The organism is Streptomyces sp. NPDC056222 (assembly GCF_042264065.1).
In the GTDB taxonomy this organism is placed as follows: Bacteria; Actinomycetota; Actinomycetes; order Streptomycetales; family Streptomycetaceae; genus Streptomyces.
In genome coordinates, this window is record NZ_JBHJTL010000073.1 from 17,124 (window position 1) to 42,154 (window position 25,031).

The 25,031-nt window shown below is 71.4% G+C and carries 19 protein-coding genes and 1 riboswitch; of the genes, 5 read left to right on the top strand and 14 right to left on the bottom strand.

Annotated features, from left to right (window positions below; genetic code table 11):
* Positions 1 to 14: 14 nt before the first annotated feature.
* From ACFC0D_RS27995 to ACFC0D_RS28010, 4 genes are all read right to left on the bottom strand, one after another.
* On the bottom strand, positions 15 to 662 hold the full coding sequence (locus ACFC0D_RS27995; protein ID WP_376441510.1) for a thymidine kinase: 648 nt from the start codon (positions 660 to 662) through the stop codon (positions 15 to 17).
* A gap of 167 nt (positions 663 to 829) precedes the next feature.
* Positions 830 to 2,035, bottom strand: coding sequence for an alkaline phosphatase family protein (locus tag ACFC0D_RS28000; RefSeq protein WP_376441513.1), 1,206 nt, complete (start codon positions 2,033 to 2,035; stop codon positions 830 to 832).
* Positions 2,035 to 2,619, bottom strand: a complete 585-nt coding sequence (locus ACFC0D_RS28005; protein WP_329115009.1) for a DUF5998 family protein — start codon at positions 2,617 to 2,619, stop codon at positions 2,035 to 2,037. The genes ACFC0D_RS28000 and ACFC0D_RS28005 overlap by 1 nt, the downstream gene beginning before the upstream one ends.
* A 68-nt stretch (positions 2,620 to 2,687) precedes the next feature.
* Complete coding sequence (locus ACFC0D_RS28010) at positions 2,688 to 5,987, bottom strand: GNAT family N-acetyltransferase (protein ID WP_376441516.1); 3,300 nt, start codon at positions 5,985 to 5,987, stop codon at positions 2,688 to 2,690.
* 176 nt (positions 5,988 to 6,163) lie between these two features.
* Between ACFC0D_RS28010 and ACFC0D_RS28015 the strand changes: the two genes are divergently transcribed.
* On the top strand, positions 6,164 to 6,445 hold the full coding sequence (locus ACFC0D_RS28015; RefSeq protein ID WP_099889105.1) for an HPr family phosphocarrier protein: 282 nt from the start codon (positions 6,164 to 6,166) through the stop codon (positions 6,443 to 6,445).
* A gap of 146 nt (positions 6,446 to 6,591) precedes the next feature.
* On the opposite strand, the gene ACFC0D_RS28020 is transcribed toward ACFC0D_RS28015, so the two are convergent.
* The 4 genes from ACFC0D_RS28020 to ACFC0D_RS28035 form a co-directional block, all read right to left on the bottom strand.
* Entirely contained in the window at positions 6,592 to 7,275 is a 684-nt protein-coding gene (locus ACFC0D_RS28020; protein WP_376441519.1) for a GntR family transcriptional regulator, read from the bottom strand.
* Positions 7,276 to 7,439: 164 nt separating this feature from the next.
* The gene (locus ACFC0D_RS28025) at positions 7,440 to 8,222 is read right to left on the bottom strand and encodes a M23 family metallopeptidase (RefSeq protein WP_376441522.1); all 783 of its coding nucleotides are present in this window, start codon (positions 8,220 to 8,222) and stop codon (positions 7,440 to 7,442) included.
* 12 nt (positions 8,223 to 8,234) lie between these two features.
* Positions 8,235 to 8,401: riboswitch (cyclic di-AMP (ydaO/yuaA leader) on the bottom strand.
* A 203-nt stretch (positions 8,402 to 8,604) separates the two neighbouring features.
* A complete protein-coding gene (locus tag ACFC0D_RS28030) occupies positions 8,605 to 9,972 on the bottom strand; it encodes a M16 family metallopeptidase (RefSeq protein WP_376441549.1) in 1,368 nt (455 codons plus the stop codon).
* A gap of 26 nt (positions 9,973 to 9,998) precedes the next feature.
* A complete protein-coding gene (locus ACFC0D_RS28035; protein WP_376441552.1) occupies positions 9,999 to 11,339 on the bottom strand; it encodes a M16 family metallopeptidase in 1,341 nt (446 codons plus the stop codon).
* 230 nt (positions 11,340 to 11,569) lie between these two features.
* Between ACFC0D_RS28035 and ACFC0D_RS28040 the strand changes: the two genes are divergently transcribed.
* Positions 11,570 to 14,026 (top strand): DNA topoisomerase (ATP-hydrolyzing) subunit A, encoded by a 2,457-nt coding sequence (locus ACFC0D_RS28040; protein WP_376441524.1) that lies wholly within the window; start codon positions 11,570 to 11,572, stop codon positions 14,024 to 14,026.
* Here ACFC0D_RS28040 and ACFC0D_RS28045 read toward each other — a convergent pair.
* Positions 14,023 to 15,078 carry a CobW family GTP-binding protein gene (locus ACFC0D_RS28045; RefSeq protein WP_376441527.1) on the bottom strand — a complete coding sequence of 352 codons (1,056 nt, stop codon included), beginning with the start codon at positions 15,076 to 15,078 and terminating at the stop codon, positions 14,023 to 14,025. The two genes, ACFC0D_RS28040 and ACFC0D_RS28045, sit on opposite strands and share 4 nt — an antisense overlap.
* Positions 15,079 to 15,512: 434 nt before the next feature.
* Here ACFC0D_RS28045 and ACFC0D_RS28050 point away from each other — a divergent pair, with 434 nt between their 5' ends.
* The gene (locus tag ACFC0D_RS28050; protein WP_376441531.1) at positions 15,513 to 17,195 is read left to right on the top strand and encodes an ATP-binding protein; all 1,683 of its coding nucleotides are present in this window, start codon (positions 15,513 to 15,515) and stop codon (positions 17,193 to 17,195) included.
* Positions 17,192 to 17,875: a response regulator gene (locus tag ACFC0D_RS28055; RefSeq protein WP_376441533.1), complete on the top strand. Its 684-nt coding sequence runs from the start codon at positions 17,192 to 17,194 to the stop codon at positions 17,873 to 17,875. The genes ACFC0D_RS28050 and ACFC0D_RS28055 overlap by 4 nt, the downstream gene beginning before the upstream one ends.
* Before the next feature lie 15 nt (positions 17,876 to 17,890).
* On the opposite strand, the gene ACFC0D_RS28060 is transcribed toward ACFC0D_RS28055, so the two are convergent.
* From ACFC0D_RS28060 to ACFC0D_RS28080, 5 genes are all read right to left on the bottom strand, one after another.
* Positions 17,891 to 19,489 carry a cation acetate symporter gene (locus tag ACFC0D_RS28060; RefSeq protein WP_376441536.1) on the bottom strand — a complete coding sequence of 533 codons (1,599 nt, stop codon included), beginning with the start codon at positions 19,487 to 19,489 and terminating at the stop codon, positions 17,891 to 17,893.
* Positions 19,486 to 19,998 carry a DUF485 domain-containing protein gene (locus ACFC0D_RS28065; RefSeq protein WP_376441539.1) on the bottom strand — a complete coding sequence of 171 codons (513 nt, stop codon included), beginning with the start codon at positions 19,996 to 19,998 and terminating at the stop codon, positions 19,486 to 19,488. The genes ACFC0D_RS28060 and ACFC0D_RS28065 overlap by 4 nt, the downstream gene beginning before the upstream one ends.
* 98 nt (positions 19,999 to 20,096) lie before the next feature.
* Entirely contained in the window at positions 20,097 to 20,855 is a 759-nt protein-coding gene (locus tag ACFC0D_RS28070) for a response regulator (protein WP_376441541.1), read from the bottom strand.
* On the bottom strand, positions 20,852 to 22,024 hold the full coding sequence (locus ACFC0D_RS28075) for a sensor histidine kinase (protein WP_376441543.1): 1,173 nt from the start codon (positions 22,022 to 22,024) through the stop codon (positions 20,852 to 20,854). The genes ACFC0D_RS28070 and ACFC0D_RS28075 overlap by 4 nt, the downstream gene beginning before the upstream one ends.
* A 144-nt stretch (positions 22,025 to 22,168) precedes the next feature.
* Positions 22,169 to 24,286: a type IIA DNA topoisomerase subunit B gene (locus tag ACFC0D_RS28080; RefSeq protein ID WP_376441546.1), complete on the bottom strand. Its 2,118-nt coding sequence runs from the start codon at positions 24,284 to 24,286 to the stop codon at positions 22,169 to 22,171.
* 432 nt (positions 24,287 to 24,718) lie between these two features.
* On the opposite strand from ACFC0D_RS28080, the gene ACFC0D_RS28085 reads away from it, so the two are divergent.
* Positions 24,719 to 24,949, top strand: coding sequence for a hypothetical protein (locus ACFC0D_RS28085; RefSeq protein ID WP_329115038.1), 231 nt, complete (start codon positions 24,719 to 24,721; stop codon positions 24,947 to 24,949).
* Positions 24,950 to 25,031: the final 82 nt, after the last annotated feature.

Here is a 25,031-nt window from a genome sequence, read left to right on the forward strand (position 1 = left end):
ACGCCGCCGGTCGATCAGGCGCGATTGACCGGGAGGACGTCCGGGGAGAGGGCGGCGGCGTGTGCGGAGGCTGAAGTCATACGGCGACGGTGGTGGCGCCGGCACAGGACCTCGTAGCCGACCTCCACAGGTCGGTTGACGTCGCCCACGACGACCTGTTCGCCCTCGACGACCATCTCCCCGTCGACGGTACGGGCGTTGTGGGTGGCACGTGCGCCGCACCAGCACAGCGCCTCGACCTGGAGCTGCTCTATACGGTCCGCGAGTTCGATGAGGCGCTGCGAGCCCGGGAAGAGCTTCGTACGGAAGTCCGTCGTGATCCCGAACGCGAAGACGTCCATGTCGAGGTCATCCACGATCCGGGCCAACTGGTCGATCTGCCCCGATGCCAGGAACTGGGCCTCGTCCACGATCACGTAGTCCGCTCTCCCGCCCTGGGACAGCTCACCGACCAGGTACGCGTAGAGGTCCATCGCGTCAGTCACTTCGACCGCCTCGGTGACCAGGCCCAGGCGGGAGGAGAGCTTGCCCTCGCCGGCACGGTCCTGGCGGGTGAAGATCACGCCCTGCAGGCCGCGGGCCGAGCGGTTGTGGGTGATCTGCAGCGCCAGAGTGCTCTTCCCGCAGTCCATAGTGCCTGAGAAAAAGACCAGTTCGGACATCAGGAGGAGGTGACCTTTCGGGTCGTCGGGCGCGCAGCCTCGGCGGATGGCGGATTCCCCGGCGAGAGGGTGCTCTTTCCGCGGTCCATCGTTCCGGAGAAGAACACCGGCTCGGGCATGGCAAGTCGAGGACCTTTCAGGTCGTGGGGGAAGGGGTGGGCGGGTGGTCAGGAACGGACTTCGAGGAGCGGCACCAGCTGCTCCGCGGGGGTCATCGATCCGTGCATGCCGACCATCGCCGACTCGTGGGGCTCGTTGACGGAAGCGGTGATCACGACATCGTCGTGGGCCGCCGCGACGACATCGCCGATCCGGCCGTACACGCGCTCGTCGACCTCGTCGCCGAACCAGCCGAGCGCGATGGCCTCGTCCCGGCTCGCCACCCAGAACTGCTCGCCGAGCACCTCGCGCCAGCACGTCAGCACATCGGCCTGAGCTCCCGGCACGGCGTAGACATGACGGGCGCGGCCCTCGCCGCCCAGGAGGGCGACCCCGGCGCGCAGCTCCCAGTCCTCGTCGAAGTCGATCCGGTGCTGGTCGTCGAAGGGGACGTCGACCATGCCGTGGTCGGCCGTGACATAGAGCGCCGAGCGGGACGGCAGCTGCTCGGCGAGGCGCTGGACCAGCCGGTCGACGAACATCAGCTGGCCGCGCCAGGCGTCGGAGTCGATGCCGAAGCGGTGTCCGGCGCCGTCGAGCTCGCTGTAGTACGTGTAGACCAGAGAGCGGTCGCCGCCGGCGAGCTGCTCGGCGGCGAAGTCCATCCGCTCCTCGCCGGAGAGCCGGCCGTGGAACGCGCCGCCGCTCAGCGCGATCTTGGTGAGCGGGGTGTCCTGGAAGATCGGCGAGGAGACCTGGGCGGTGTGGATGCCGGCCGCGTGGGCGAGCTGGAAGACGGTGGGGTACGGCTGCCAGACCCGCGGCGAGGTCCACGGCTTCCAGCGGAGCTGGTTCATCAGCTCGCCGGTGTCGGGGTTGCGGACGGTGTAGCCGGGCAGGCCGTGCGTGCCGGGGAACCGTCCGGTGCCGACCGAGGCGAGCGAGGTCGCGGTGGTGGCGGGAAAGCCGGCCGTGATGGGCCGTCCCGTCCCGCCGCGGGAGCCGCCGAGAAGCGAGGTGAGATACGGGGCCTCGTCCGGGTGGGCCTTGATCTGCTCCCAGCCGAGCCCGTCGATCAGGAAGACGCAGTTCCGGTCGGCCGGCGTGAGCTCGGCGATCCGGGCGTCGCAACCGGGCACGCCCTGTCCGGCGACGAGCGTCGGAAGGAGATCGCCCAGCGAGCCCGTGCCGTACTCGGGCACGGGCGCGGTGGAGAGGTCGAGCGGAACGGGGTCGTCCGGCCAGCCGGACGTGACGGCGGTGGGCTGGACCATCAGCGGGTCGCCGCGGTGGCTTCGGAGAGCGACTGGGCGAAGGCGAGGGTCTGGCGGACCGTGTCCGGGCCGTCGCCGGCGTCGCTGACGCGCAGGCTGAGGTCGTCGGCGGTGGCGTTGCCGGTGTAGCCGTGGTCGGCGTCGCAGTTCGGGTCGCCGCAGGCGGCCGGCTCCAGGTCGATCCGCGAGACGGCGCCCCAGCCGATGGTGAGGACGACCTCACGGGGCAGGGTGCCGGGGGTGTACGACTCCGGGTTGGCGACGACGCGGCTGACGACGACCGAGGAGATCCGGTCGAGCTTGACCGACTCGGTGGAGGTGGTGGCGTACGGCGTCGGGGAACTCGTGTCGGCGTTCTGCTCGTCGGTGTGGCTGACGATGAAGCGGTTGGCCGTCAGGACGAGGACCGTGACATGGCGACGGACCTCGTTGGAGTCGAACGTGGTCTCCTGGTGCACCAGGTACGACGCGATCGCCTCGCCACCGACGGCGGCCTCCACCGCCTCGGCCACGAGGGCCGGGTAGTAGCCGCTGCGCTCGATCGCCGCGCGCAGCCCCTGGGTCGTCGTACCGGTCTTCGCCATGGACTCCATCCTAATCCGTCGGAAGGGGCGCTCCGGGCCGCTCCGTGGCGGCCACCGGGCGGGTCGGCTCAGTAGCTGGGGAGACGGCGCGGTCCGAGGTCCGTGCGGGGCGGGGGCGGGGCGAGGCGGACGGTGGCGCCGAGCACGGAGAGGCCGTGCGTGGCGACGACGACGGGCTCCAGGGCGATCGCGACGACCTCGGGGTGGTCGTCGACGAGCCGGGAGACGCGCAGCAGCAGCTCCTCCAGGGCCGGGGTGTCGACGGGGGCGGAGCCGCGCCAGCCGAACAGGAGCGGGGCGGTACGGATGGACCGTACGAGTTCGGCGGCGTCCCGTTCGGTCGCCGGGACGAGCCGGTGGGACATGTCGCCGAGCAGCTCCGAGGCGGCTCCGGCCAGGCCGAAGGAGAGCACGGCGCCGACGGCCGGGTCGATGGCGGACCGCACGACGGTGTCCACGCCGCGCGGCACCATGGCCTGGACGACCGGCTGGAGCTCGGCGGGCTTGCCGAGGGCCTCCGTCAATTCCGCGTACGCGGTCCGGAGTTGTTCCTCGGTGGCCAGATCGAGCCGTACGCCTCCGAGGTCGGGGCGGTGGCGCAGGTGGGGGGCGGTCGTCTTCAGGGCGACGGGGTAGCCGAGGCGGGCGGCGGCCAGGACGGCGGCGTCGGGAGTGGGCGCGGGCAGGGTGGGCAGGACGACGATCCCGTACCTGCCGAGGAGCTCGCCCGCCGCGTCGGGGTCGAGGGTCACGCCCCGGGCGGTGCTCTCCGCTCCCTCCGGCGTCTCTTCGCCGAGCGCCCGCTCGATCTGCGTGGCGGCCCCGCCCTCGTCGATGTCCTCGAATTCGGGCACCCGCCCCGGCTCGGCGGCCTGCCGCCGCCACTCCCCGTACCGCACGGCCTCGGCCAACGCCCGCACCGCCCGCTCGGCGGCGGGATAGGCGGGGATGGCCCCGGGACGCGGCGCGTCGTCGCCACCGGGGGCGTCGACCTCACCGGCACCCCGTCCGGCCACGGGGCGGGAGGGGCCACCGGCGGCGGGTGCCGGGCCGGCGGTCCCTGCCCGTACGGCGGAAGCGGACGGGCCACCGGCGGCGGGTCCCGACGTGGCGGTCCCGGGTCGGTCTGCGGTCCCAGGCCGGCCGGCGGGAGCGCCGCCGTACCCGGGCGTGCCCGTGGGTACGGCGCCGGGCCCGGGCGAGGGTGTCGGTGTCGCTCCGGGCGCGGGCGGGCGGCCGGCGGGAGAGCCGTCGGCGGGTGTCGGCGTGGTGGTGGGCGCCGGTGAGGCGGCGGTCGGGGGGCGCTCGGGCACGTCGCTTCCTGCCCACGGCGTCGAAGGCGCAGTCGCGGTCGGCGCGGGTGGCCGTCCTGCCGCCGACGGACCGTGCGCGGGGCCTCGCGCGGCGGTGGCACCCGCCTGCGGCGGGGCCGCGCCTGCCGAGGAGCCGACGGCCCCCGTCGCGCCCCTCCGGGGGGTCGGTCGGGTGCTGGTCGCCACGGCGAGGGCTTCCGCGAGGCCGCCCATCTCCACGTGGACCACGACCACCGGCTTCGCGAGGGCCGGGGCGGAGGCGACCGCGTCGCGGAGCGAGGCCGCGAGGACCTCGCCGTCGCCCGACTCGACGGCGCCGTTCTCGCCGACCCACGGGATCGCCGTCACGACGACCGCGTCACAGGCGTCGTCCACGAGCGCCGCCGCCAGCGCGTCGCGGAAGTCGGCCGGGGTCGCCGCCGTCGTCAGGTCGATCGGGCGCTGCGGACGCAGCCCCTCCGTCAGACACGCGTCGTACGTCAGCAGTCCGAGCGACTCGGAATTGCCGAGGATCGCGACCCGGGGCCCGGTCGGCAAGGGCTGGCCCGCGAGCAGCAGGCCCGCGTCGACGAGTTCGGTGACCGTGTCGACGCGGATGACCCCGGCCTGCCGGAGCAGCGCGGAGACGGTGGTGTGCCCGATGCGGGTGACCGGTACCCGGTGTCCCGGCGGCGCGCTCCCGCTGTGCCGGGCGCCCTTGACCACCACCACCGGCTTGACCCTCGCCGTCCGCCGGGCCAGCCGGGTGAACTTCCGGGGGTTCCCGATCGATTCCAGGTACAGCAGGACGACATCGGTCGCCGGGTCGTCGTACCAGTGCTGGAGGAAGTCGTTGCCCGAGACGTCCGCCCGGTTGCCCGCGGAGATGAAGGAGGAGAGGCCGGCGCCGCGCCGGTGGAGTCCGGCGAGCAGTGCGATGCCGATCGCGCCGGACTGGGTGAAGAGCCCGATCCGCCCGGCGGCCGGCATCTGCGGCGCGAGCGAGGCGTTCAGCCGGACGTCGGTCGAGGTGTTGATGATCCCGAACGCGTTGGGTCCGATGATCCGCATCCCGTACGAACGGGCCTGCCGCACCAGTTCACGCTGTCGCTCCCGCCCTTCGGGCCCGCTCTCCGCGTACCCCGCCGAGAGCACGACGAGGCCCTGCACCCCGTGCTCGCCGCAGTCGGCGACCGCCTCCGGAACCCGCTCGGCGGGCACGGCGACGATCGCCAGGTCGACCGGTTCGCCGATGTCCCCGACGGAGCGGAAGGCCGGCGCCCCGTCGAGCGTGGTGCCCCCGTCCCCGAGGGCGCGGTTCACGGCGTACGTACGGCCGGTGAACCCGGAGTCCAGCAGGTTGCGCAGGACCGTCCGGCCCACCCCGCCCGGCGCGCGTCCGGCGCCGATGACGACGACCGAGCCGGGTGCGAGGAGGCGCTGCACCGAGCGCGCCTCGGCCCGCTGCTCCCGCGCGCGCTGCACGGCGAGCGAGCGGTCGGTGGGCTCCAGGTCGAGGTGCAGCCGCACGGCGCCGTCCTCGAAGCTGCGCTTCTGGGTGTATCCGGCGTCGGTGAAGACCTTGATCATCTTGGAGTTGGCGGGCAGCACCTCCGCCGCGAACCGTCGGATGTCCCGCTCCCGCGCCACCGCCGCGATGTGTTCGAGCAGCGCGGAGGCCACGCCCCGTCCCTGGTGCGCGTCCTGGACCAGGAAGGCGACCTCGGCCTCGTCGGCGGGGGCGCTGGCCGGCAGCCCCTGCTCGTTGATGCGGTCGTACCGAACGGTGGCGATGAACTCCCCGCCGACGGTCGCCGCGAGACCGACCCTGTCGACGAAGTCGTGATGGGTGAAGCGGTGCACGTCCTTGGCGGAGAGCCGCGGGTAGGGCGCGAAGAAGCGGTAGTACTTCGACTCGTCCGAGACCTGCTCGTAGAAGCTGACCAGCCGGTCGGCGTCGTCGACGGTGATGGGCCTGATGCGCGCGGTGCCGCCGTCACGGAGGACCACATCCGCTTCCCAGTGGTCGGGGTAGGCGTGTTCCGGTTGTTCCGGCTGTTCCGACGCGCTCTGCATGGGGCAAGCGTACGGCCGGGGTACGTCAGTGGCACCGGTCGCGCGGCGTCTGTGTGCCATGCAAGGTAGGAGCACCGAAACGGCCCTGGGACAGGGTCCGAAGGTCGGCTTCGAGCATCCCGCCACCCGTGAGAGACTGGTCTAGACAACCCGCTTGAGACTTGAAGGGCAACACCATGGCTGAGCGCCGCGTCAACGTCGGCTGGGCCGAGGGCCTGCACGCCCGCCCCGCCTCCATCTTCGTCCGTGCCACCACGGCCTCCGGCGTCCCCGTGACGATCGCCAAGGCCGATGGCAACCCGGTGAACGCCGCGTCGATGCTCGCGGTGCTCGGTCTCGGCGCGCAGGGCGGCGAGGAGATCGTGCTCGCTTCGGACGCCGATGGCGCCGAGGCCGCTCTGGACCGTCTGGCGAAGCTGGTTGCCGAGGGGCTCGACGAGCTTCCCGAGACCGTCTGACCGAATTCCGACGGAGCCGCACACGCCGAAATGAAGGCGAGTGCGGCTCCATTGTTTTCCCCGCCGATCCGACCACCGGCATTCCGGAATTCCGGGCAGCACAAAGAAAGCCCGAGAATTTCTATTCTTTGTATACGGCCCGCGTGTTAATTCTGGGCGCTCGCGGTGTTTACGACGTGTTGCGAAGCCCTCACACGTGAGCGCTCCTGGCGCTTCAGCCGGTGCTGCGCCAGCGAGCGCTCGGCGTGCAGCGCGGTCAGGGTGCGGGCCCGTTCGGCGTCGCCGCGCGCCACGGCGTCGACGATCGCCCCGTGCTCGGCCCACGCCTCGACCGGCTGGGCGGCGGGCTCGACCGCGTACATCCAGGCGATCTTGTGCCGCAGCTGGGTGAGCAGCGCCGTGAGCGCCGGACTGCCGGAGGCCTGTGCCAACGTCTCGTGGAACCAGCTGCCGAGCGAGCGCAGATCCTCTCCCTGACCGCGCCTGGCCCGCTCCTGCCCCAGCCTGACCAGGCCCCGCAGCACCTTGAGATGGGCGTCGGTGCGCCGCTGCGCGGCGCGGGCTGCGCCCAGTGGCTCGAGCAGTGCCCGTACGTCCAGCAGGTCCGCCGCCTCCTGCTCGGTGGGTTCGGCGACATGGGCGCCCGCGTGCCGGCGGCTGATCACGAAGCCCTCGGACTCCAGGGTGCGCAGCGCCTCACGGACGGGGACGCGGGAGACCCCGTAACGGCGGGCCAGCTGCTCCTCGGTCAGCCGGCTGCCGCACGGGAGGACCCCGGACACGATGTCGTCCCGAATCGCCGTGCATACCGACTGCGCGGGAATGCGCATCTTCGACCTCCGCCTTGATCCGCGCGAAACCGGTTCGTCGGCGACTCTATTGCAGCGGGACGGAATTTCCGAAGGCGATCCGGGAACATGGATATCTTTTGGCCAGCGAAAAGCCCCGGCTCAGGACGAGCCGGGGCTTTTCTGACGCTGTTCCGTGGCTGCGGTCAGACGTTCACGCCGCGGGCGCGCAGATACGCGACCGGGTTGATGTCGGAGCCGTACTCGGCGGTGGTGCGCGCCTCGAAGTGGAGGTGCGGGCCGGTCGAGTTGCCGGTCGAGCCCGAGAGGCCTATCCGCTGGCCCGGGGTGACGGTCTGGCCGACCGAGACACTGATGGACGACAGGTGACCGTACTGGGTGTACGTGCCGTCGTTCATCCGGATGACGATGTTGTTGCCGTACGCGCCGCCCCAGCCGGCCTCGACGACGGTGCCGGAGCCGACGGAGACGACCCGGCTGCCGGAGGCGGCCCGGAAGTCGACGCCGGAGTGGCTGCCGGAGGACCAGAGCGCGCCACCGGCCTGGTAGCTGGTGGTCACGTACGAACCGGCGATGGGGAGCTGGAAGGAGTTCAGACGCTTGCGCTCGGCCTCGCGGGCGGCGCGCTCCTTGGCCTCGCGGATCTCCTTGGCGCGGGCCTCGGCCTTGCGCTTCGCCTCCGCCTTCGCCCGGGCCTCGGCCTTGGCCCGCTCGACGGCCTCGGCGGCCTCGCGCTCCTGGGCGGCGGCCTGGGCGTCGATCGTGGCCGCGAGGGTGTCGGCGGCGACGATCTGGGTCAGGCCGGTGTCCTCGAAGGAGGGGGCGTCCGCGTCGGCGGCGAGCGCCGGTGAGGCGAGGGTTCCGATGACGCCGGTGGTGGCGATGGTCGCGATGCCGGCGATGCCCGCGCTACGGCGCGCCATACGGCTCGGACCACGATGCTTCCCGGTGGCACGGGTGAACGCCATGTAGTGGCTGATCCTTTCCTTCCTTCTCGCCTACCGGGTTAGCTGACGGGTTCGGAGCAGGAAGGTCTCCTACGGGCCCCTCCGCACGGATGCGAAGGCGTCCGATTCACCCCAGGGACTTCGTGTGGGTCCCCGGCTCCCCAGGCTCGCGCCTGACGGGGACTCGGCGATGACTGTCCGATGCCACGGGCTCGCGGCGGGTGCAACTGGCGAACAGCCGGACCGACGCTAAGCGGACTGTCTTTCAATCAGCAAACAGACACGCCCGTTTGTAAGACATGCCACAGGGCATACGCCCACCCTTTCCCTCAATACGGACAAAGAGGAGGACCCCGCCATACTGTGATGACGGGGTCCTCGAAGTGGCGCGAGGTTGTCTTGATCAGCCGGTGACGACAGTCACTTCGCCGATGCCGAGGGCACGCACAGGCTCCTCGATCTGCGCCGCGTCACCGACGAGCACGGTGACAAGACGGTCCACCGGGAAGGCGTTCACGACCGCCGCCGTCGCCTCCACCGTGCCGGTCTCGGCCAGGCGGGCGTACAACTGCGCCTGGAAATCGTCCGGAAGGTGCTGCTCGACCTGGTCGGCGAGCGTCCCGGCGACGGAGGCCGCCGTCTCGTACTTCAGCGGCGCCACACCCACCAGGTTCTGCACGGCCACATCGCGCTCGGCGTCCGTCAGCCCCTCGGCGGCGAGGGTGCGCAGCACCTTCCACAGGTCGTCAAGTGCCGGTCCGGTGTTGGGGGTGTCGACGGAGCCGCTGATGGCGAGCATCGAGGCGCCGTGGCCCTCACCGTCGGACCGCAGCACCTGGCCGAAGGCACGGACGCCGTACGTGTAGCCCTTCTCCTCGCGCAGGACGCGGTCCAGGCGCGAGGTGAGGGTGCCACCGAGGCAGTACGTGCCGAGGACCTGGGCCGGCCAGACACGGTCGTGCCGGTCGGCGCCGACGCGCCCGATGAGCAGCTGGGTCTGGACGGCGCCCGGCCGGTCGACGATGACCACCCGGCCGGTGTCGTCGGCCGTGATCGGAGGCATGGGGCGCGGCTCGGCCGTGTTCCCCGTCCACGCGCCCAGCGACTCGGCGAGGACCTTGTCCAGGTCCACGTCGGTCAGGTCGCCGACGACGACGGCCGTGGCCGTGGAGGGCCGCATGTACGCCTCGAAGAAGGCGCGGACGGCCGTGGCGTCGATCGCCGCCACCGTCTCCTCGGTGCCCTGGCGCGGCCGCGACATGCGCGACGTCGCCGGGAACAGCTCCTTGGAGAGCTGCTTGGCCGCCCGGCGGGCCGGGTTGGCCGTCTCGTGAGGGATCTCGTCGAGCCGGTTGCGCACCAGGCGCTCGACCTCGGTGTCGAGGAAGGCCGGCGCGATCAGCGCTTCGGCGAGCAGGCCGAGCGCCTTCGGCAGCCGGGAGACGGGGACCTCCAGGGAGACCCGTACGCCCGGGTGGTCGGCGTGCGCGTCGAGCGTGGCGCCGCAGCGCTCCAGCTCGGCGGCGAACTCCTCGGCGGAGTGCTTGTCCGTGCCCTCGGAGAGGGCGCGGGCCATGATCGTGGCCACGCCGTCCAGGCCCTCGGGTTCGGCGTCCAGCGGGGCGTCGAGGAAGATCTCGACGGCCACCACCTGCTGGCCGGGGCGGTGACAGCGCAGCACCGTCAGGCCGTTGTCCAGCGCTCCACGGCCCGGGGCCGGGAAGGCCCAGGGCTTGGCGGTGCCCGGCTCCGGCTGCGGGTGGAACGTCATGCTCGTCAAAGACGCGGCAGCGTCGGTCACTGGTCCGCTCCCTCTTCCTCGTCGCTGTCGCTCTGTTCGGTACCGGTCGGCTCGTAGACGAGCACCGCGCGGTTGTCCGGGCGCAGCCGGGCCTTGGCAACCGCCTGCACCTCCTCCGCGGTGACGTCCAGGACCCGGTGCACGGCGGTGAGGGCGAGCTGCGGGTCGCCGAACAGGACCGCGAAGCGGCACAGTTCGTCGGCCCGGCCCGCGACCGTGCCGAGCCGGTCCAGCCACTCGCGCTCCAACTGGGCCTGGGCGCGCTCCATCTCCTCGGGCGTCGGGCCCTCGGCGGCGAACCGGGCCAGCTCCTCGTCGACGGCGGCCTCGATCTCGGGCACCTCGACACCGCCGGACGTCTTGACGTCCAGCCAGCCCAGCGACGGCGCGCCAGCCAGCCGCAGCAGGCCGAAGCCGGCCGCCACCGCCGTGCGGTCGCGGCGGACCAGGCGGTTGTGGAGCCGCGAGGACTCGCCGCCACCGAGGACGGTCAGGGCCAGGTCGGCGGCGTCGCACTCGCGCGTGCCGTCGTGCGGGAGCCGGTAGGCGGCCATCAGCGCGCGGGCCGGGACCTCCTCCTCGACGACCTCGCGCAGCTGCTCGCCGATGGTCTCCGGCAGGGTGCCGTCGCGCGGCGGCAGCTTGCCGTCGTGGGACGGGATCGAGCCGAAGTACTTCTCGATCCAGGCCAGGGTCTGCGCGGGGTCGATGTCGCCGACGACCGAGAGCACCGCGTTGTTCGGCGCGTAGTACGTGCGGAAGAAGGACCGCGCGTCCTCGAGGGTGGCCGCGTCCAGGTCGGCCATGGAGCCGATCGGCGTGTGGTGGTAGGGGTGGCCCTCGGGGTACGCGAGGGCGGTGAGCTTCTCGAAGGCCGTGCCGTAGGGCACGTTGTCGTACCGCTGGCGGCGCTCGTTCTTGACGACGTCCCGCTGGTTCTCCATGGACTCGTCGTCCAGGGCCGCGAGCAGCGAGCCCATGCGGTCCGCCTCCAGCCAGAGCGCCAGCTCCAGCTGGTGGGTGGGCATGGTCTCGAAGTAGTTGGTGCGCTCGAAGCTCGTCGTGCCGTTGAGCGAGCCGCCCGCGCCCTGCACCAGCTCGAAGTGGCCGTTGCCGTGGACCTGCTTCGAGCCCTGGAACATCAGGTGCTCGAAGAGGTGGGCGAGGCCGGTGCGGCCCGCGACCTCGTGGCGCGAGCCGACGTCGTACCAGAGGCAGACCGCGGCGACCGGGGTCAGGTGGTCCTCGGAGAGCACCACCCGCAGGCCGTTGGCCAGCCGGTGCTCGGTCGCTGTCAGGCCGCCGGAGCCGGCCTCTGCCGTGGCCGTGTGACCCATGGGCATGTACGTCCCTTCGATCGCGATATGGAAAAGTCCTGCCACCCTATGCAAGCGCACTGACACCTGGCGAAGTTCCCGCAGGTTCGAGGCGTCCCTCTTCCGGGTCGCAGGGGCGTCGCGGACGGCCGACGACGGGCCGTACCCGGGTCGCGGTCGGCGTTGTCGGTGGGACGGTCCACAATGGTCCGCGTCAGATCAACCTTGTTGGTGAAGGAGCCGCAGCCGCGATGGCCCGCCGCAGCACGAAGACACCGCCGCCGGAAGACGCGTTCGAGGAGAGGATCCTCGACATCGACGTCGTCGACGAGATGCAGGGCTCCTTCCTCGAGTACGCGTACTCGGTGATCTACTCCCGCGCGCTGCCCGACGCCCGGGACGGCATGAAGCCGGTGCAGCGCCGCATCGTCTACCAGATGAACGAGATGGGCCTGCGCCCCGACCGCGGCTATGTGAAGTGCGCGCGCGTCGTCGGCGAGGTCATGGGCAAGCTGCACCCCCACGGCGACGCGTCGATCTACGACGCGATGGTCCGCATGGCGCAGCCCTTCTCCATGCGGCTCCCCCTCGTCGACGGCCACGGCAACTTCGGCTCCCTGGGCAACGACGACCCGCCGGCCGCCATGCGGTACACCGAGTCGAAGATGGCCGCCGCGGCGCTGATGATGACCGAGTCGATCGACGAGGACACCGTCGACTTCTCGCCGAACTACGACGGCCAGGAGCGGGAGCCCGTCGCGCTCCCCGCGGCCTACCCGAACCTGCTGGTCAACGGCGCGTCCGGAATCGCCGTCGGCATGGCGACCAACATGCCGCCGCACAACCTGGGCGAGGTCATCGCGGCCGCCCGGCACCTGATCCGGCACCCGAACGCGGACCTCGAGGCGCTGATGCGCTTCGTGCCCGGCCCCGACCTCCCCACGGGCGGCCGGATCGTCGGCCTGTCCGGCATCAAGGACGCGTACGAGAACGGCCGAGGCACGTTCAAGATCCGCGCCACGGCGACGGTGGAGACCGTGACGGCGCGCCGCAAGGGCATCGTCGTCACCGAGCTGCCCTTCACGGTCGGCCCGGAGAAGGTCATCTCCAAGATCAAGGATCTGGTCGGCTCCAAGAAGCTGCAGGGCATCGCGGACGTCAAGGACCTCACCGACCGTGCCCACGGTCTGCGCCTGGTCATCGAGGTCAAGAACGGCTTCGTGCCGGAGGCTGTCCTGGAGCAGCTCTACAAGCTGACGCCGATGGAGGAGTCCTTCGGCATCAACAACGTGGCGCTGGTCGACGGCCAGCCGCTCACCCTGGGCCTCAAGGAGCTCCTCGAGGTCTATCTCGACCACCGCTTCGACGTGGTGCGCCGCCGCTCCGAGTTCCGCCGCAGCAAGAAGCGCGACCGGCTGCACCTGGTCGAGGGTCTGCTCGTCGCGCTGCTCGACATCGACGAGGTCATCCGCCTCATCCGCTCCAGCGAGAACTCGGCGCAGGCCAAGGAGCGCCTGATCGAGCGCTTCTCGCTGAGCGAGGTCCAGACGCAGTACATCCTGGACACCCCCCTGCGCCGGCTCACCAAGTTCGACCGGATCGAGCTGGAGACCGAGCGCGACCGGCTCAACGGCGAGATCGACGAGCTGACCGGGATCCTGGATTCCGACAACGAGCTGCGCAAGCTGGTCTCGGCCGAACTGGCCGCGGTGGCGAAGAAGTTCGGCACCGACCGGCGCACGGTCCTGCTGGAGTCGGCGGGCGCGCCGGTCGCCGCCGCGTCCCTCGAGGTCGCGGACGACCCCTGCCGGGTCCTGCTGTCCTCGACGGGCCTCCTGGCCCGTACGGCGACGGAGGAGATCCCGGCCGCCGCGGAGGGCAGGCGTGCCAAGCACGACGTGATCGTCTCCGTGGTTCCGGCGACGCAGCGCGGCGACGTCGGCGCGGTGACCTCCGCCGGACGGCTGCTGCGGATCGCGGTGATCGACCTGCCGCAGCTGCCGAACACGGCCGCCGCGCCGAACCTGGCGGGCGGGGCGCCGCTGGCGGAGTTCCTCACGCTGGAGGACGACGAGACGGTGGTCTGCCTGACCACGCTCGACGAGTCCTCACCGGGCCTTGCGCTCGGCACCCTGCAGGGCGTCGTGAAGCGCGTGGTGCCGGACTATCCGACGAACAAGGACGAGTTGGAGGTCATCACCCTCAAGGACGGTGACCGGATCGTCGGCGCGACCGAGCTGCGCACGGGCGAGGAGGACCTGGTCTTCATCACGTCCGACGCCCAGCTCCTGCGCTACCAGGCGTCGCAGGTACGGCCCCAGGGCCGCCCGGCGGGCGGCATGGCGGGCATCAAGCTGACCGCGGGCGCCGAGGTGATCTCGTTCACGGCGGTGGACCCGGCGGCGGACGCGGTGGTGTTCACGGTCGCGGGTTCCACGGGCACGCTGGACGACTCGGCCGGTACGTCGGCGAAGCTGACGCCGTTCGACCAGTACCCCCGCAAGGGCCGTGCGACGGGCGGCGTGCGCTGCCAGCGCTTCCTGAAGGGCGAGGACGTGCTCATCCTCGCCTGGGCGGGCGCGACCCCGGCGTTCGCCGCTCAGAAGACCGGTGCCCCGGTGGATCTCCCCGAGATCGACCCACGCCGTGACGGCTCGGGCACCCCGCTGCCGAAGCCGGTCGCGGTCCTGGCGGGCCCGGCGAGCTAGAGCTCCGGAGCAGCCGTCTCGTCCGGCTGCTGTACGTATCGCAGGACGCCCCACATGCTGTGCTCGTCGGGGGCGTCCTGCGGGCCGTTCACGCGGCAGCCGTCTAGCTCCTTGCGCAGGGCGTCGCCGTCGATGCCCGAGCCGATGAGGACGAGCTGGCTGAGCCGTTCCTGGCCGGCCGGCCAGGGCTCGGGGTAGAAGCGCAGGAACCTGCCGACGGCGTGCACGGAGTAGCGGTTGTCGGGGTCGGCGGCGCCGAAGTCGACGAATCCCTTGATGCGGTAGAGACCCTCCGGGCGGGAGTCCAGGAACTCCATCAGCCTGCGCGGGTGCAGTGCGGTCTCCGAGGCCAGGGAGAGGGTCTCGTAGACGGCGTGCGGATGGTCGTGGTCGTCTTCGGGATCCCCGTAGAGCAGGTCCTCGATGGACATCTGCCCTTCGATCTCCCCGTCGGGCACCACCCGGTCGAAGAGAAGCTCGGGGTCGACGCGTCCGTGCGCGGCGCGGACCACCGCGGCGGGTGCGGCGAGCCCGCTGACGGCGGCATGGACGACGTCCAGCTCCCGCTCCCCCACCCGGTCGGCCTTGTTGACCACGACGAGGTCGGCGAGGGCGAGATGCCGGTCCGTCTCGGGGTGCCGCGCACGCGTGGCGGAGAACTCGGCGGCGTCGACGACCTGCACGAGCCCGCCGTACACGATCCGCTCGTTCTCACTGGCGAGCACCATCCGCACGAGCTCCTGGGGCTCCGCGAGCCCGCTCGCCTCGATCACGATCACATCGAGGCGCAGCTCGGGCCGGGTGAGCACCTCCAGGTACTCGTCCAGCTCACTCACGTCGACGGCGCAGCACAGACATCCGTTGCCGAGCGAGACGGTGGACCCGACCTGCCCGGCCACGGTCATGGCGTCGATCCCGATGTCACCGAAGTCGTTGACCATGACCCCGATCCGGGTGCCTCGGGCACTGCGCAGCAGATGGTTGAGCAGCGTCGTCTTCCCCGATCCGAGAAACCCGGAGAGGACGACGACAGGGATCTGCTGCTTGCTCAAGGAAAACCCCTCCGACGACTCGGCACACACCAAAGCCCCCAGAATAGGCAACCGGCCCACATCCCACCTACGGGCTGCCGCCGACGGCGGGCAAGGGCCCACGCGTACCCGGTCCGACCCGACTGCCCACCGGGCACACGCCCACCACAGCACGAGCACGGCGGCCCGAGAACCTCATGCCCTTCCCTGCCGGCGACGCGAAGCCGTCGCGTCCCATCGCCTCGCAGCCGCCGAGGGCGGGCCACCGCCCACTGGGCGGCCCGCACCTCTGCCCTCCTTCCCGCACGGGTGGTGCGCGTGGGAACCCCAGCCCGGCCGGAGGCCGGGGCGCACCACCCCGGCCCGCGGCCGCACCACCCGCCCCCGCCCACCGCCGCCCGCCGAGGGCCCCGCACATTTCCGGTCCCGGTCACCCTCCCCGTACCGTTCCTGCCATGAGCCCCGCACCGACCACCCCGCCGCCGCCCCCCGCGCGACGCAGGCGGTTCGGCTGGCCGCAGCGGGTCTTCTCGCAGGTCCTCCTCATGCAGCTGGCCATCGCGACCGGCGTCACGGTGCTGGCCACCGGCTTCTTCCTCGCCCCCCTCAGCGCCCAGCTCGACGACCAGGCCATGCGCCGTGCCCTCGCCATCGCCGAGACGACCGCCTCCCCTCAGGTCGCCGCCGCGCTGACGGGCTCCGCGCCCTCCGCACAGGGCCCCGTACAGGCGGAGGCCGAGCGGATCAGGCAGTCCACCGGCGCCGAATACGTCGTCGTCATGGACACCCGCGGCGTGCGCTGGTCCCACACCGACCCCGCGCAGATCGGCAGGCGCGTCTCCACGGACCCCAGCGAGGCGCTCGCCGGGCGCGAGGTCATGGAGATCGACAGCGGCACGCTCGGCCGCTCCGCGCGCGGCAAGGCCCCCTTGCACGGCCCCGACGGGACGATCGTCGGCGCGGTGTCCGTCGGTATCGAGTACGACAGCGTGCAGGACCGCCTGCTCGGCGCGATCCCGGGACTCCTCGCGTACGCCGGCGGCGCCCTGGCGGCCGGCGCCCTCGCCGCGTATCTGATCTCCCGCAGGCTCCAGCGGCGGACCCACGACCTGGCGTTCTCCGACATCTCCGCGCTGCTCGCGGAGCGCGAGGCCATGCTCCACGGCATCCGCGAGGGTGTCGTCGCCCTCGACCGCACGGGCCGCGTGCGCCTGATGAACGACGAGGCCCAGCGCCTCCTCGGGATCGGCCCGGAGGCCACCGGCCGGCCGCTGGAGGACGCCCTCGGTCCCGGCCGCACGGCCGATGTGCTGGCCGGGCGGGTCACGGGCGAGGACCTGGTGACCGTCCGCGGCCACCGCGTCCTCATCGCCAACCGGATGCCGACGGACGACGGCGGCGCCGTGGCGACCCTGCGCGACCGCACCGAGCTGGAGCGGCTCGGGCGCGAGCTGGACTCCACCCGCGGCCTGATCGACGCCCTGCGCGCCCAGGACCACGAGCACGCCAACCGGCTGCACACCCTGCTGGGCCTCCTCGAGCTGGAGATGCACGAGGAGGCGGTCGAGTTCGTCACCGAGGTCGTCGGCGTCCATCGGGCCACCGCCGAGCAGGTCACGGAGAAGGTCCACGATCCGCTGCTCGCCGCGCTCCTGGTCGGCAAGGCCACGGTCGCCGCGGAGCGGGGCGTGTCGTTGCGGATCTCGTCCGACTCGCTGCTCCCCGACCGTCTGGTGGACCCGCGCGAGCTGGTCACCGTCGTCGGCAATCTCGTCGACAACGCCCTGGACGCCGCCGCGGGCACCGCCGAACCGCGCGTCGAGATCGCGCTGCGGGCCGAGGGACGCACCGCCGTCCTGCGTGTCACCGACAGCGGCCCGGGCGTCCCGGACGACCGCCGCGAACTGATCTTCACCGAGGGCTGGACCACGAAGGAGCTGCCGTCGCACGGCAAGCGGGGTCTGGGCCTGGCTCTGGTCCGCCGGCTCGCCGAGCGCCGGGGCGGCAGCGCGCGGGTCGCCGACGGGCCGGACGGGGGCGCCGAGTTCACCGTCGTACTCCCGGAGGCACTCGGCGAGCCGGAGCCCGGATCGGCGCCGGAGCCCGCCATGGCCCGGGCGGACGAGGAGCCGCGATGATCGACGTACTGGTCGTGGACGACGACGTACGCGTCGCGCGGATCAACGCGGCCTATGTGACGAAGATGCCCGGGTTCCGCGTCGTCGCCACCGCCCACTCGACCGCGGAGGCGATCGCTCGCCTCGGTGAGGTCCCGGTCGACCTCATCCTGCTCGACCACTACCTGCCGGACGAGAACGGCCTCGCGGTCGTACGGGAGCTGCGCCGGCAGGGCCACCAGACCGACGTGATCATGGTCACCGCCGCGCGCGACGTGGCGACGGTCCAGGCGGCGATGCGCCACGGCGCGCTCCAGTACCTGGTCAAGCCGTTCACGTTCGCCGGGCTGCGCGCCAAGCTGGACGCGTACGCCGCCCTGCGCCACACCCTCGACGGAGGCGGCGAGGCCGAGCAGGCGGAGGTGGACCGGTTCTTCGGCGCCCTGTCGGCGGGTGCGGCCGAGCCCGCACTGCCGAAGGGTCACTCCCCCACCACCGCCGAGCTCGTACGGCAGGTGCTGCTCGCCGCCGACGGAGCCCTGTCCGCGCAGGAGATCGCCGAGCGCGCCGGGGTGAGCCGGCAGACCGCCCAGCGCTATCTCAAGCTGCTCGAGCGCACCGGGCGCGTACGCCTCTCGCTGAGGTACGGCGAGACGGGCCGGCCCGAGCACCGCTACGTCTGGGTCCCGGCCGCGCGCTGAGCTGCCTCCCGGGGTTCACACGGCGCCGGCGCCGGTGAGCGCCCTGACCTCCGTCTCCGCGTGCTTGGCCGCGTCCGGCGGCTCGGAGGAGGTGACCGTGCCGAGCCAGCCCGCCAGGAAGCCGAGCGGGATGGAGACGACCCCCGGGTTCTGCAGCGGGAAGACATGGAAGTCGACGCCCGGGAAGAGCGCGTCGGGGCTGCCGGAGACGACCGGCGAGAGCACGACCAGCAGGACGGCCGGGATCAGCCCTCCGTACACCGACCACACGGCGCCCCGCGTGGTGAACTTCCGCCAGAAGAGCGAGTAGAGCAGCACGGGAAGGTTGGCGGAGGCGGCGACCGCGAAGGCGAGTCCGACCAGGAACGCCACGTTCAGGTCGCGGGCGAGCAGTCCGAGACCGATCGCGGCCACCCCGATGCCTGCGGCGGCCAGGCGTGCCACGGTCACCTCGCTGTACTGCTTCGCGTGCGCGCTGCGGCGCCTCAGCGAGGCGTACAGATCATGGGCCACGGACGCGGAGGAGGCGAGCGTGATCCCGGCGACAACGGCCAGGATGGTGGCGAAGGCGATGGCTGCGACGATCGCGAAGAGCACGGTGCCACCGGTCGACCCCGCACCGCCGCCGAGGTCGAGGGCGAGAAGCGGCACGGCGGTGTTCCCGGCGGCGTTGGAGGCGCGGACGGCGTCGGGGCCGATGATCGCGGCCGCGCCGAAGCCGAGGACGATCGTCATCAGATAGAAGCCGCCGATGAGCCCGATGGCCCAGACGACCGAACGGCGGGCGGCCCGCGCGGTGGGCACGGTGTAGAAGCGGGACAGGATGTGCGGCAGGCCCGCGGTACCGAGGACGAGCGCGATGCCGAGGCTGATGAAGTCGAGCCGCGCGGTCCACTCTCCGCCGTACCGCAACCCCGGTGCGAGGAAATCCCGTCCGTGCCCACTGCGCTCGGCGGCGGCGGTGAGCAGCTGGTTGAAGTCACCGTTGAAGCGGAGCAGGACGAGCACGGTGAGGGCGATCGTGCCGGCCATGAGGAGCACCGCCTTGACGATCTGGATCCAGGTGGTCGCGCGCATCCCGCCCAGCGACACATAGATCACCATCAGGGCGCCGACGCCGATCACGGTCCAGGACCGGGCCGCCTCGCTCGTACCGCCGAGGAGGAGGGCGACCAGGCTGCCGGCTCCCACCATCTGGGCCACCAGATAGAGCACGGAGACGGTGACGGAGGACGTTCCGGCGGCGATCCGGACGGGGCGTTCCGCCATCCGTGCGGCGACGACGTCGGCGAGCGTGAACCGACCGCAGTTGCGTACCAGTTCGGCGACCAGGAGGAGCACGACCAGCCAGGCGACGAGGAAGCCGACGGAGTACAGCATCCCGTCGTAGCCGAAGAGCGCGATGAGGCCCGAGATGCCGAGGAAGGAGGCGGCGGACATGTAGTCGCCGGCGATGGCGAAACCGTTCTCCATGGGCGAGAACAGTCGTCCGCCGGCGTAGAACTCCTCGGCGGAGCCGTGGCGGTTGCGGCTCACCCAGGTGGTGATCCCCAGCGTCACCGCGATGAACGCGCTGAACAGCAGCAGTGCGAGCGTCTGATGGTCGTCGGTCACCGTCGGCCCCCTCGCGTCATCTCCTGGGCGCGCGTTTCGTCGTACACGGTCCAGCGCAGTTCCAGCGCCGCCCGGTCCCGGCGCAGCCGGGCGTGCCGGGCGTAGGCCCAGGTCATCAGGAAGGTGGTGAGGAACTGGCCGAGTCCGGCGACCATCGCCACATTCACCGCGCCGGCGACCGGCCGGGCCATCAGCCCGGGTGCCACGGTCGCGGCCACCACATAGGCGAGGTACCAGAGGAGGAAGCCGAGGGCGGCGGGGATCACGAACCGCCGGTAGCGGCCGCGTACTTCCTGGAAGGCGGGACTGCGCTGGACCGCCAGATAGATGTCGGCAGCGCTGTGGGCCGGCTGCTGTCGCGGAACGGCTCCCGGCATCGGCACGCTGTGCGCCGAGGCGCCGGCCGGCGTCTCGGTCTCGGCCGCCTCACCCCAACCGGCGGCCAGTGCGTCATACCAGGGGTCGTCGATCCGCACTGCCGGGAGGCCCGGCCCTTCGCGCTTCTCCACCGGTGAACTCTCCTTGTCAGCGAACCGTTTCGGCCGCGTGCCCAAGGATGGACAGAGCGGGAAGATCCAGGACTCTTCTCCTCCCGCTCTTCACCCCATCAGGTGACGGTTTCGCCAGGTGGTGCCACGAGCCCGTGCTGATATGCGTACCGGACGGCCTGCACCCGGTCGCGCACCCCGATCTTGGCGAAGAGGTTGTTGATGTGTGTCTTGACGGTCGCCGTGGAGATGCCGAGCCGGCGGGCGATCTCCTGGTTGGAGAGCCCGTCCGCGACCAGGCGGAGCACTTCGGTCTCGCGCTCGGTGAGTCCGTCGGGCTGCGACCCGCCGTGCTGCGGACCTCGCCATCCGTCCTGCGCCGCCTCGGACGGTCGTCCACGGGACGGTGCGTACCGCTGAGGCTGGGCCATCAGCTGTTCCAGGAGCCTCCGTTGGACGGCGGGGGCGAGCCCGGCCCGTCCGTCGAGCACGTCATGGACGGCCCGTACGATCTCCTCCCCGCCCGCGTCCTTGGTGAGGTAGCCGCGGGCACCGGCGCGGAGTGCCGGGAAGAGCGAGTCGTCGTCGGCGTAGGTGGTCAGTACGACGACTTCGGTGTCCGGGTGCTCGGAGCGGATGCGCCGGGTCGCCTCCACCCCGTCGCACCGCGGCATCCGGAGGTCCATGAGCACCACATCGGGGGCGAGTTCCGCGGTCAGCGCGATGGCTTCCTCGCCGTCCCTGGCGGCTCCTACGACCTCGATGCCGGGGAGCAGTCCGAGAACGAGCACGATCCCCTCGCGCACCATGGACTGATCGTCGGCCACGATCACGCGCGCGACCCGGCCGTTGTCGTGCTGCGCGTTCCGACCGCTCATGCCGGCACCCTCAGCCGCACCGCAAACCCTTCGTCCTCGGGGCCGGCCTCCAGCGTGCCGCCCAGGAGTTCGGCGCGCTCCCTCATGCCGATGAGGCCGTAACCGGAACCCGAACCGCTCAGCCCCGCGCCCTCGGTGTCCCCGGCCGCACCCGAGTCCCGTATCTCCAGGGCGATCTCCCCCGTCTCGTAGGCGAGCCGGAGCCGCGTCCTGGCCCCCGGCGCGTGTTTGCGTACGTTCGTGAGGGCTTCCTGGGCCACTCTCCGTACCGCCTGTGAGGCCTCCGCCGGAAGGGGCCTGCGCTCACCGACGACCTCGACCTCGGCCCGGTCCCCGCGAGCCAGCTCCCGCAGATAGTCCTCGACGGGCACCATGTCGCCGCGGAGCGCGGAGAGTGCGTGCCGGGTCTCGGCGAGCCCCTCGCGAGCCATGGACCGGGCGGCGGCCACCCGCTCGAGGACGTCCTCCCGCCGAGCGCCGGCCTCGATCTGCAGTCGCGCGGCCTCCAGGTGAACCATCTGCGCGGAGAGGCTGTGCGCCAGCACGTCATGGATCTCGCGGGCGATCCTGGCCCGTTCGGTCAGGGCCGCGGAGGCGGCCTCTGCCTCACGGGCCGCCCGCTCCTGCGCCAGCAGCCGGAACCCTGCGCTGCGGGCCTGCGCGTCCAGGCGAAGGGAGTACCCGGTGAGCAGCACAGCGGCCGTGGTCACTCCGGCTCCCAGAAACCCGGTCTCGTCCGCGTCGACGAAGCCTCCGGCGAGGACCAGCACCGTGCCCAGGGCGACGAGCAGCGGGAGGCGCTCCATCGCCGTGACCGAGACGACGATCCAGATCAGCGTCGCGGAGACATGGGCTCCGGCGGCATGGGCGCCGAGCCCGGCCGCGGCCACGAGGGCGAGCAGCCCGAGCGACCGCGAGAGCTGACCGGCGACGGTGGTGGCGTGATAGGCGACGACCGCCGCCACGCAGAGGGCGAGACCGAGCGGGGGCAGGACCCCGTACCAGCCGGGGAAGGCCCCTGAGATGTACGCGCTCGCCACGATCCATGAACAGATCGCGGTGAGCAGCAGGCCGTCGATCACGAGGCGGCCGCGTGGCACGCCGACCCGGGTCAGCGCCTCCGGCGCGGGCCACACGAGCCATCGCCCGGTCGACCTGCTGCGATCCATGTCCGTCCCCCTCCGTCGCTTCGATGCTACGGAGGGGAGATGCGTCTGTGATCGTCTCAGGGGTGGAACTCTGCGGCTCCACCCCTGGGTGGACGGTCGGTCGGACGCGCCGGGCTGGGCGTCGATCCGCGAGCGGTTCGACGGCTAGGCGTCGATCCGCGAGCGGTCGAGCGTCGCCGCGGAGCTGGTGATGAACTCCTTGCGGGGAGCCACGTCGTTGCCCATGAGCAGATCGAAGACGTGCTCGGCCGACTCCAGGTCGCCGATGTTGATCCGGCGCAGGGTCCGGTGCCGCGGGTCCATCGTCGTCTCCGCCAGCTGGTCGGCGTCCATCTCGCCGAGACCCTTGTAGCGCTGGATGGCGTCCTTGTAGCGGACGCCCTTGCGCTGGAACTCGAGCAGGGTCTGACGCAGCTCGTTGTCGGAGTACGTGTAGACGTACTTGTCCTGGCCCTTCTTGGGCTGGACGAGCTCGATGCGGTGCAGCGGGGGTACGGCGGCGAAGACGCGTCCCTGCTCGACCATGGGCCGCATGTAGCGCTGGAAGAGGGTCAGCAGCAGCGTGCGGATGTGGGAGCCGTCGACATCGGCGTCGGTCATCATGATGACCTTGCCGTACCGGGCGGCGTCGATGTCGAAGGTGCGGCCGGAGCCGGCTCCTATGACCTGGATGATCGCTCCGCACTCGGCGTTCTTGAGCATGTCCGAGACGGAGGACTTCTGGACGTTGAGGATCTTGCCTCGGATCGGCAGCAGGGCCTGGAACTCGCTGTTGCGGGCGAGCTTGGCGGTGCCGAGCGCGGAGTCTCCCTCGACGATGAAGAGCTCGCTGCGCTCCACGTCGTCGCTGCGACAGTCGGCGAGCTTGGCCGGCAGCGAGGAGGACTCCAGCGCGGTCTTACGGCGCTGCGCGTCCTTGTGCTGCCGGGCGGCGATACGGGTCCTGGCGGCCGCCACGGTCTTGTCCAGGACGGCCCGGGCCTGGGCCTTGGCGTCACGCTTGGTGGACGTCAGGAAGGCCTTCAGCTCCTTGGCGATCACGTTGGCGACGATCCTGCGGGCCGCCGAGGTGCCGAGCACCTCCTTGGTCTGGCCCTCGAACTGCGGCTCGGCGAGCCGGACCGTCACGACCGCCGTGAGCCCCTCCAGGGCGTCGTCCTTGACGATGTCGTCCTCGGCGACGCGCAGCATCTTGGCGGAGCGCAGGACCTCGTTGACCGTCTTGGTGATGGCCTGCTCGAAGCCGGAGACGTGCGTGCCGCCCTTGGGGGTGGCGATGATGTTGACGAAGGACTTGACCGTGCTGTCGTAGCCGGTGCCCCAGCGCAGCGCGACGTCGACGCCCAGCTCACGGGTGACCTCGGTGGGGGTCATGTGGCCGCGGTCGTCGAGGACCGGCACGGTCTCCTTGAAGGTGCCCGTGCCCGTCAGCCGCTGGACGTCGCAGACAGCCTTGTCCTGGGCGAGGAACTCGCAGAACTCGCTGATGCCGCCGTCGAAGCGGAAGGTCTCCTCGCTCTTGCCCACACCGTCCAGGTCCCGCTCGTCGCGGACCACGATGGTCAGGCCGGGAACCAGGAAGGCGGTCTGGCGGGCACGCTGGTGGAGCGTCTCCAGGGAGAGCTTGGCGTCCTTGAGGAAGATCTGGCGGTCGGCCCAGTACCGCACGCGGGTGCCGGTGCGGGTCTTCGGGACGCGCTTGCCCTTCAGTAGACCGTTGCCCGGGTCGAAGGGGCTGTCGGGGCCCTGCTCGGTGAAGATGCCGGGCACGCCGCGGCGGAAGCTGATCGAGTGCGTGGCGCTGTTCCGGTCGACCTCGACGTCGAGCCGGGCCGACAGCGCGTTCACCACGGAGGCGCCCACGCCGTGCAGGCCGCCGGAGGCGGCGTACGAGCCGCCGCCGAACTTTCCGCCGGCGTGCAGCTTGGTCATGACGACCTCGACGCCGGAGAGCCCGGTCTTGGGCTCGACGTCGACCGGGATGCCCCGGCCGTTGTCCTGCACCTCGACGGAGCCGTCGTCGTGAAGGATCACGTCGATGCGGTCGCAGTAGCCGCCGAGGGCCTCGTCGACCGAGTTGTCGATGATCTCCCAGATGCAGTGCATCAGGCCGCGGCTGTCGGTGGACCCGATGTACATGCCGGGGCGCTTGCGGACCGCTTCGAGCCCTTCGAGTACGAGCAGGTGCCGCGCGGTGTAGTTGGAACCGTCACGGTCTGCGGTCAGCAGCGCACTGGACGGCACGGACGTTTCGGCGGTCACGCGGTTCGCTCCTCGCTGAATTTGAAAACTGGCCCGGTGGGGTAAGGCCCGGCGTCGTTCACCGGTCTGAGGGTACCGATGCCTGGTAGAGCCGTTGTCACGCCACCCTCCTGATTTCTCATGCTAGTGCAGAGTCGCATGAGTGTTCGATCCCTCGATGGGGTGACGTGAACATCACGTTCCCTTCCAGGCATGAACCATTTAGGCTCCGGGCACGTCCTCATGAACAACCGGCAACCCAGCCGGGAGGACGAACCGAGACAAGCAATGCGAAATCCGTAGAGCGACGCAATACGGCTCATTCGCCGCCAACCGGCAGCAGACAGCCACCTCGGGAAGAAGTTTCGAGGAAAAGCCACGAGCGGGAACGTTTTCGGCCTGGTTGGATGTTGACCCTGGTACGACAGCTCGTCGAGCTAGAGAAGAGGCGACGTGACTACTGTTCTGACCCCCGCGAGCCCCCTGACGGCCGCTGACCGCTGCGACCGCTGCGGCGCCCAGGCGTACGTGCGCGTCGTCCTGACCAGCGGCGGTGACTTGCTCTTCTGCGCTCACCACGGGCGCAAGTTCGAGCCGGAACTCAAGAAGATCGCCGCGGAAATACAGGATGAGACGGACCGGCTCACCGACGTGCCGGCCAAGGCAGTAGACGAGGACCGCTGACACCTCGCATCCACGACGAGCCAAGGGCCGGTCGCTGACCGGACGACGGGCGGCCCCCCCCCCCACAACGGGGGGGGCGCCC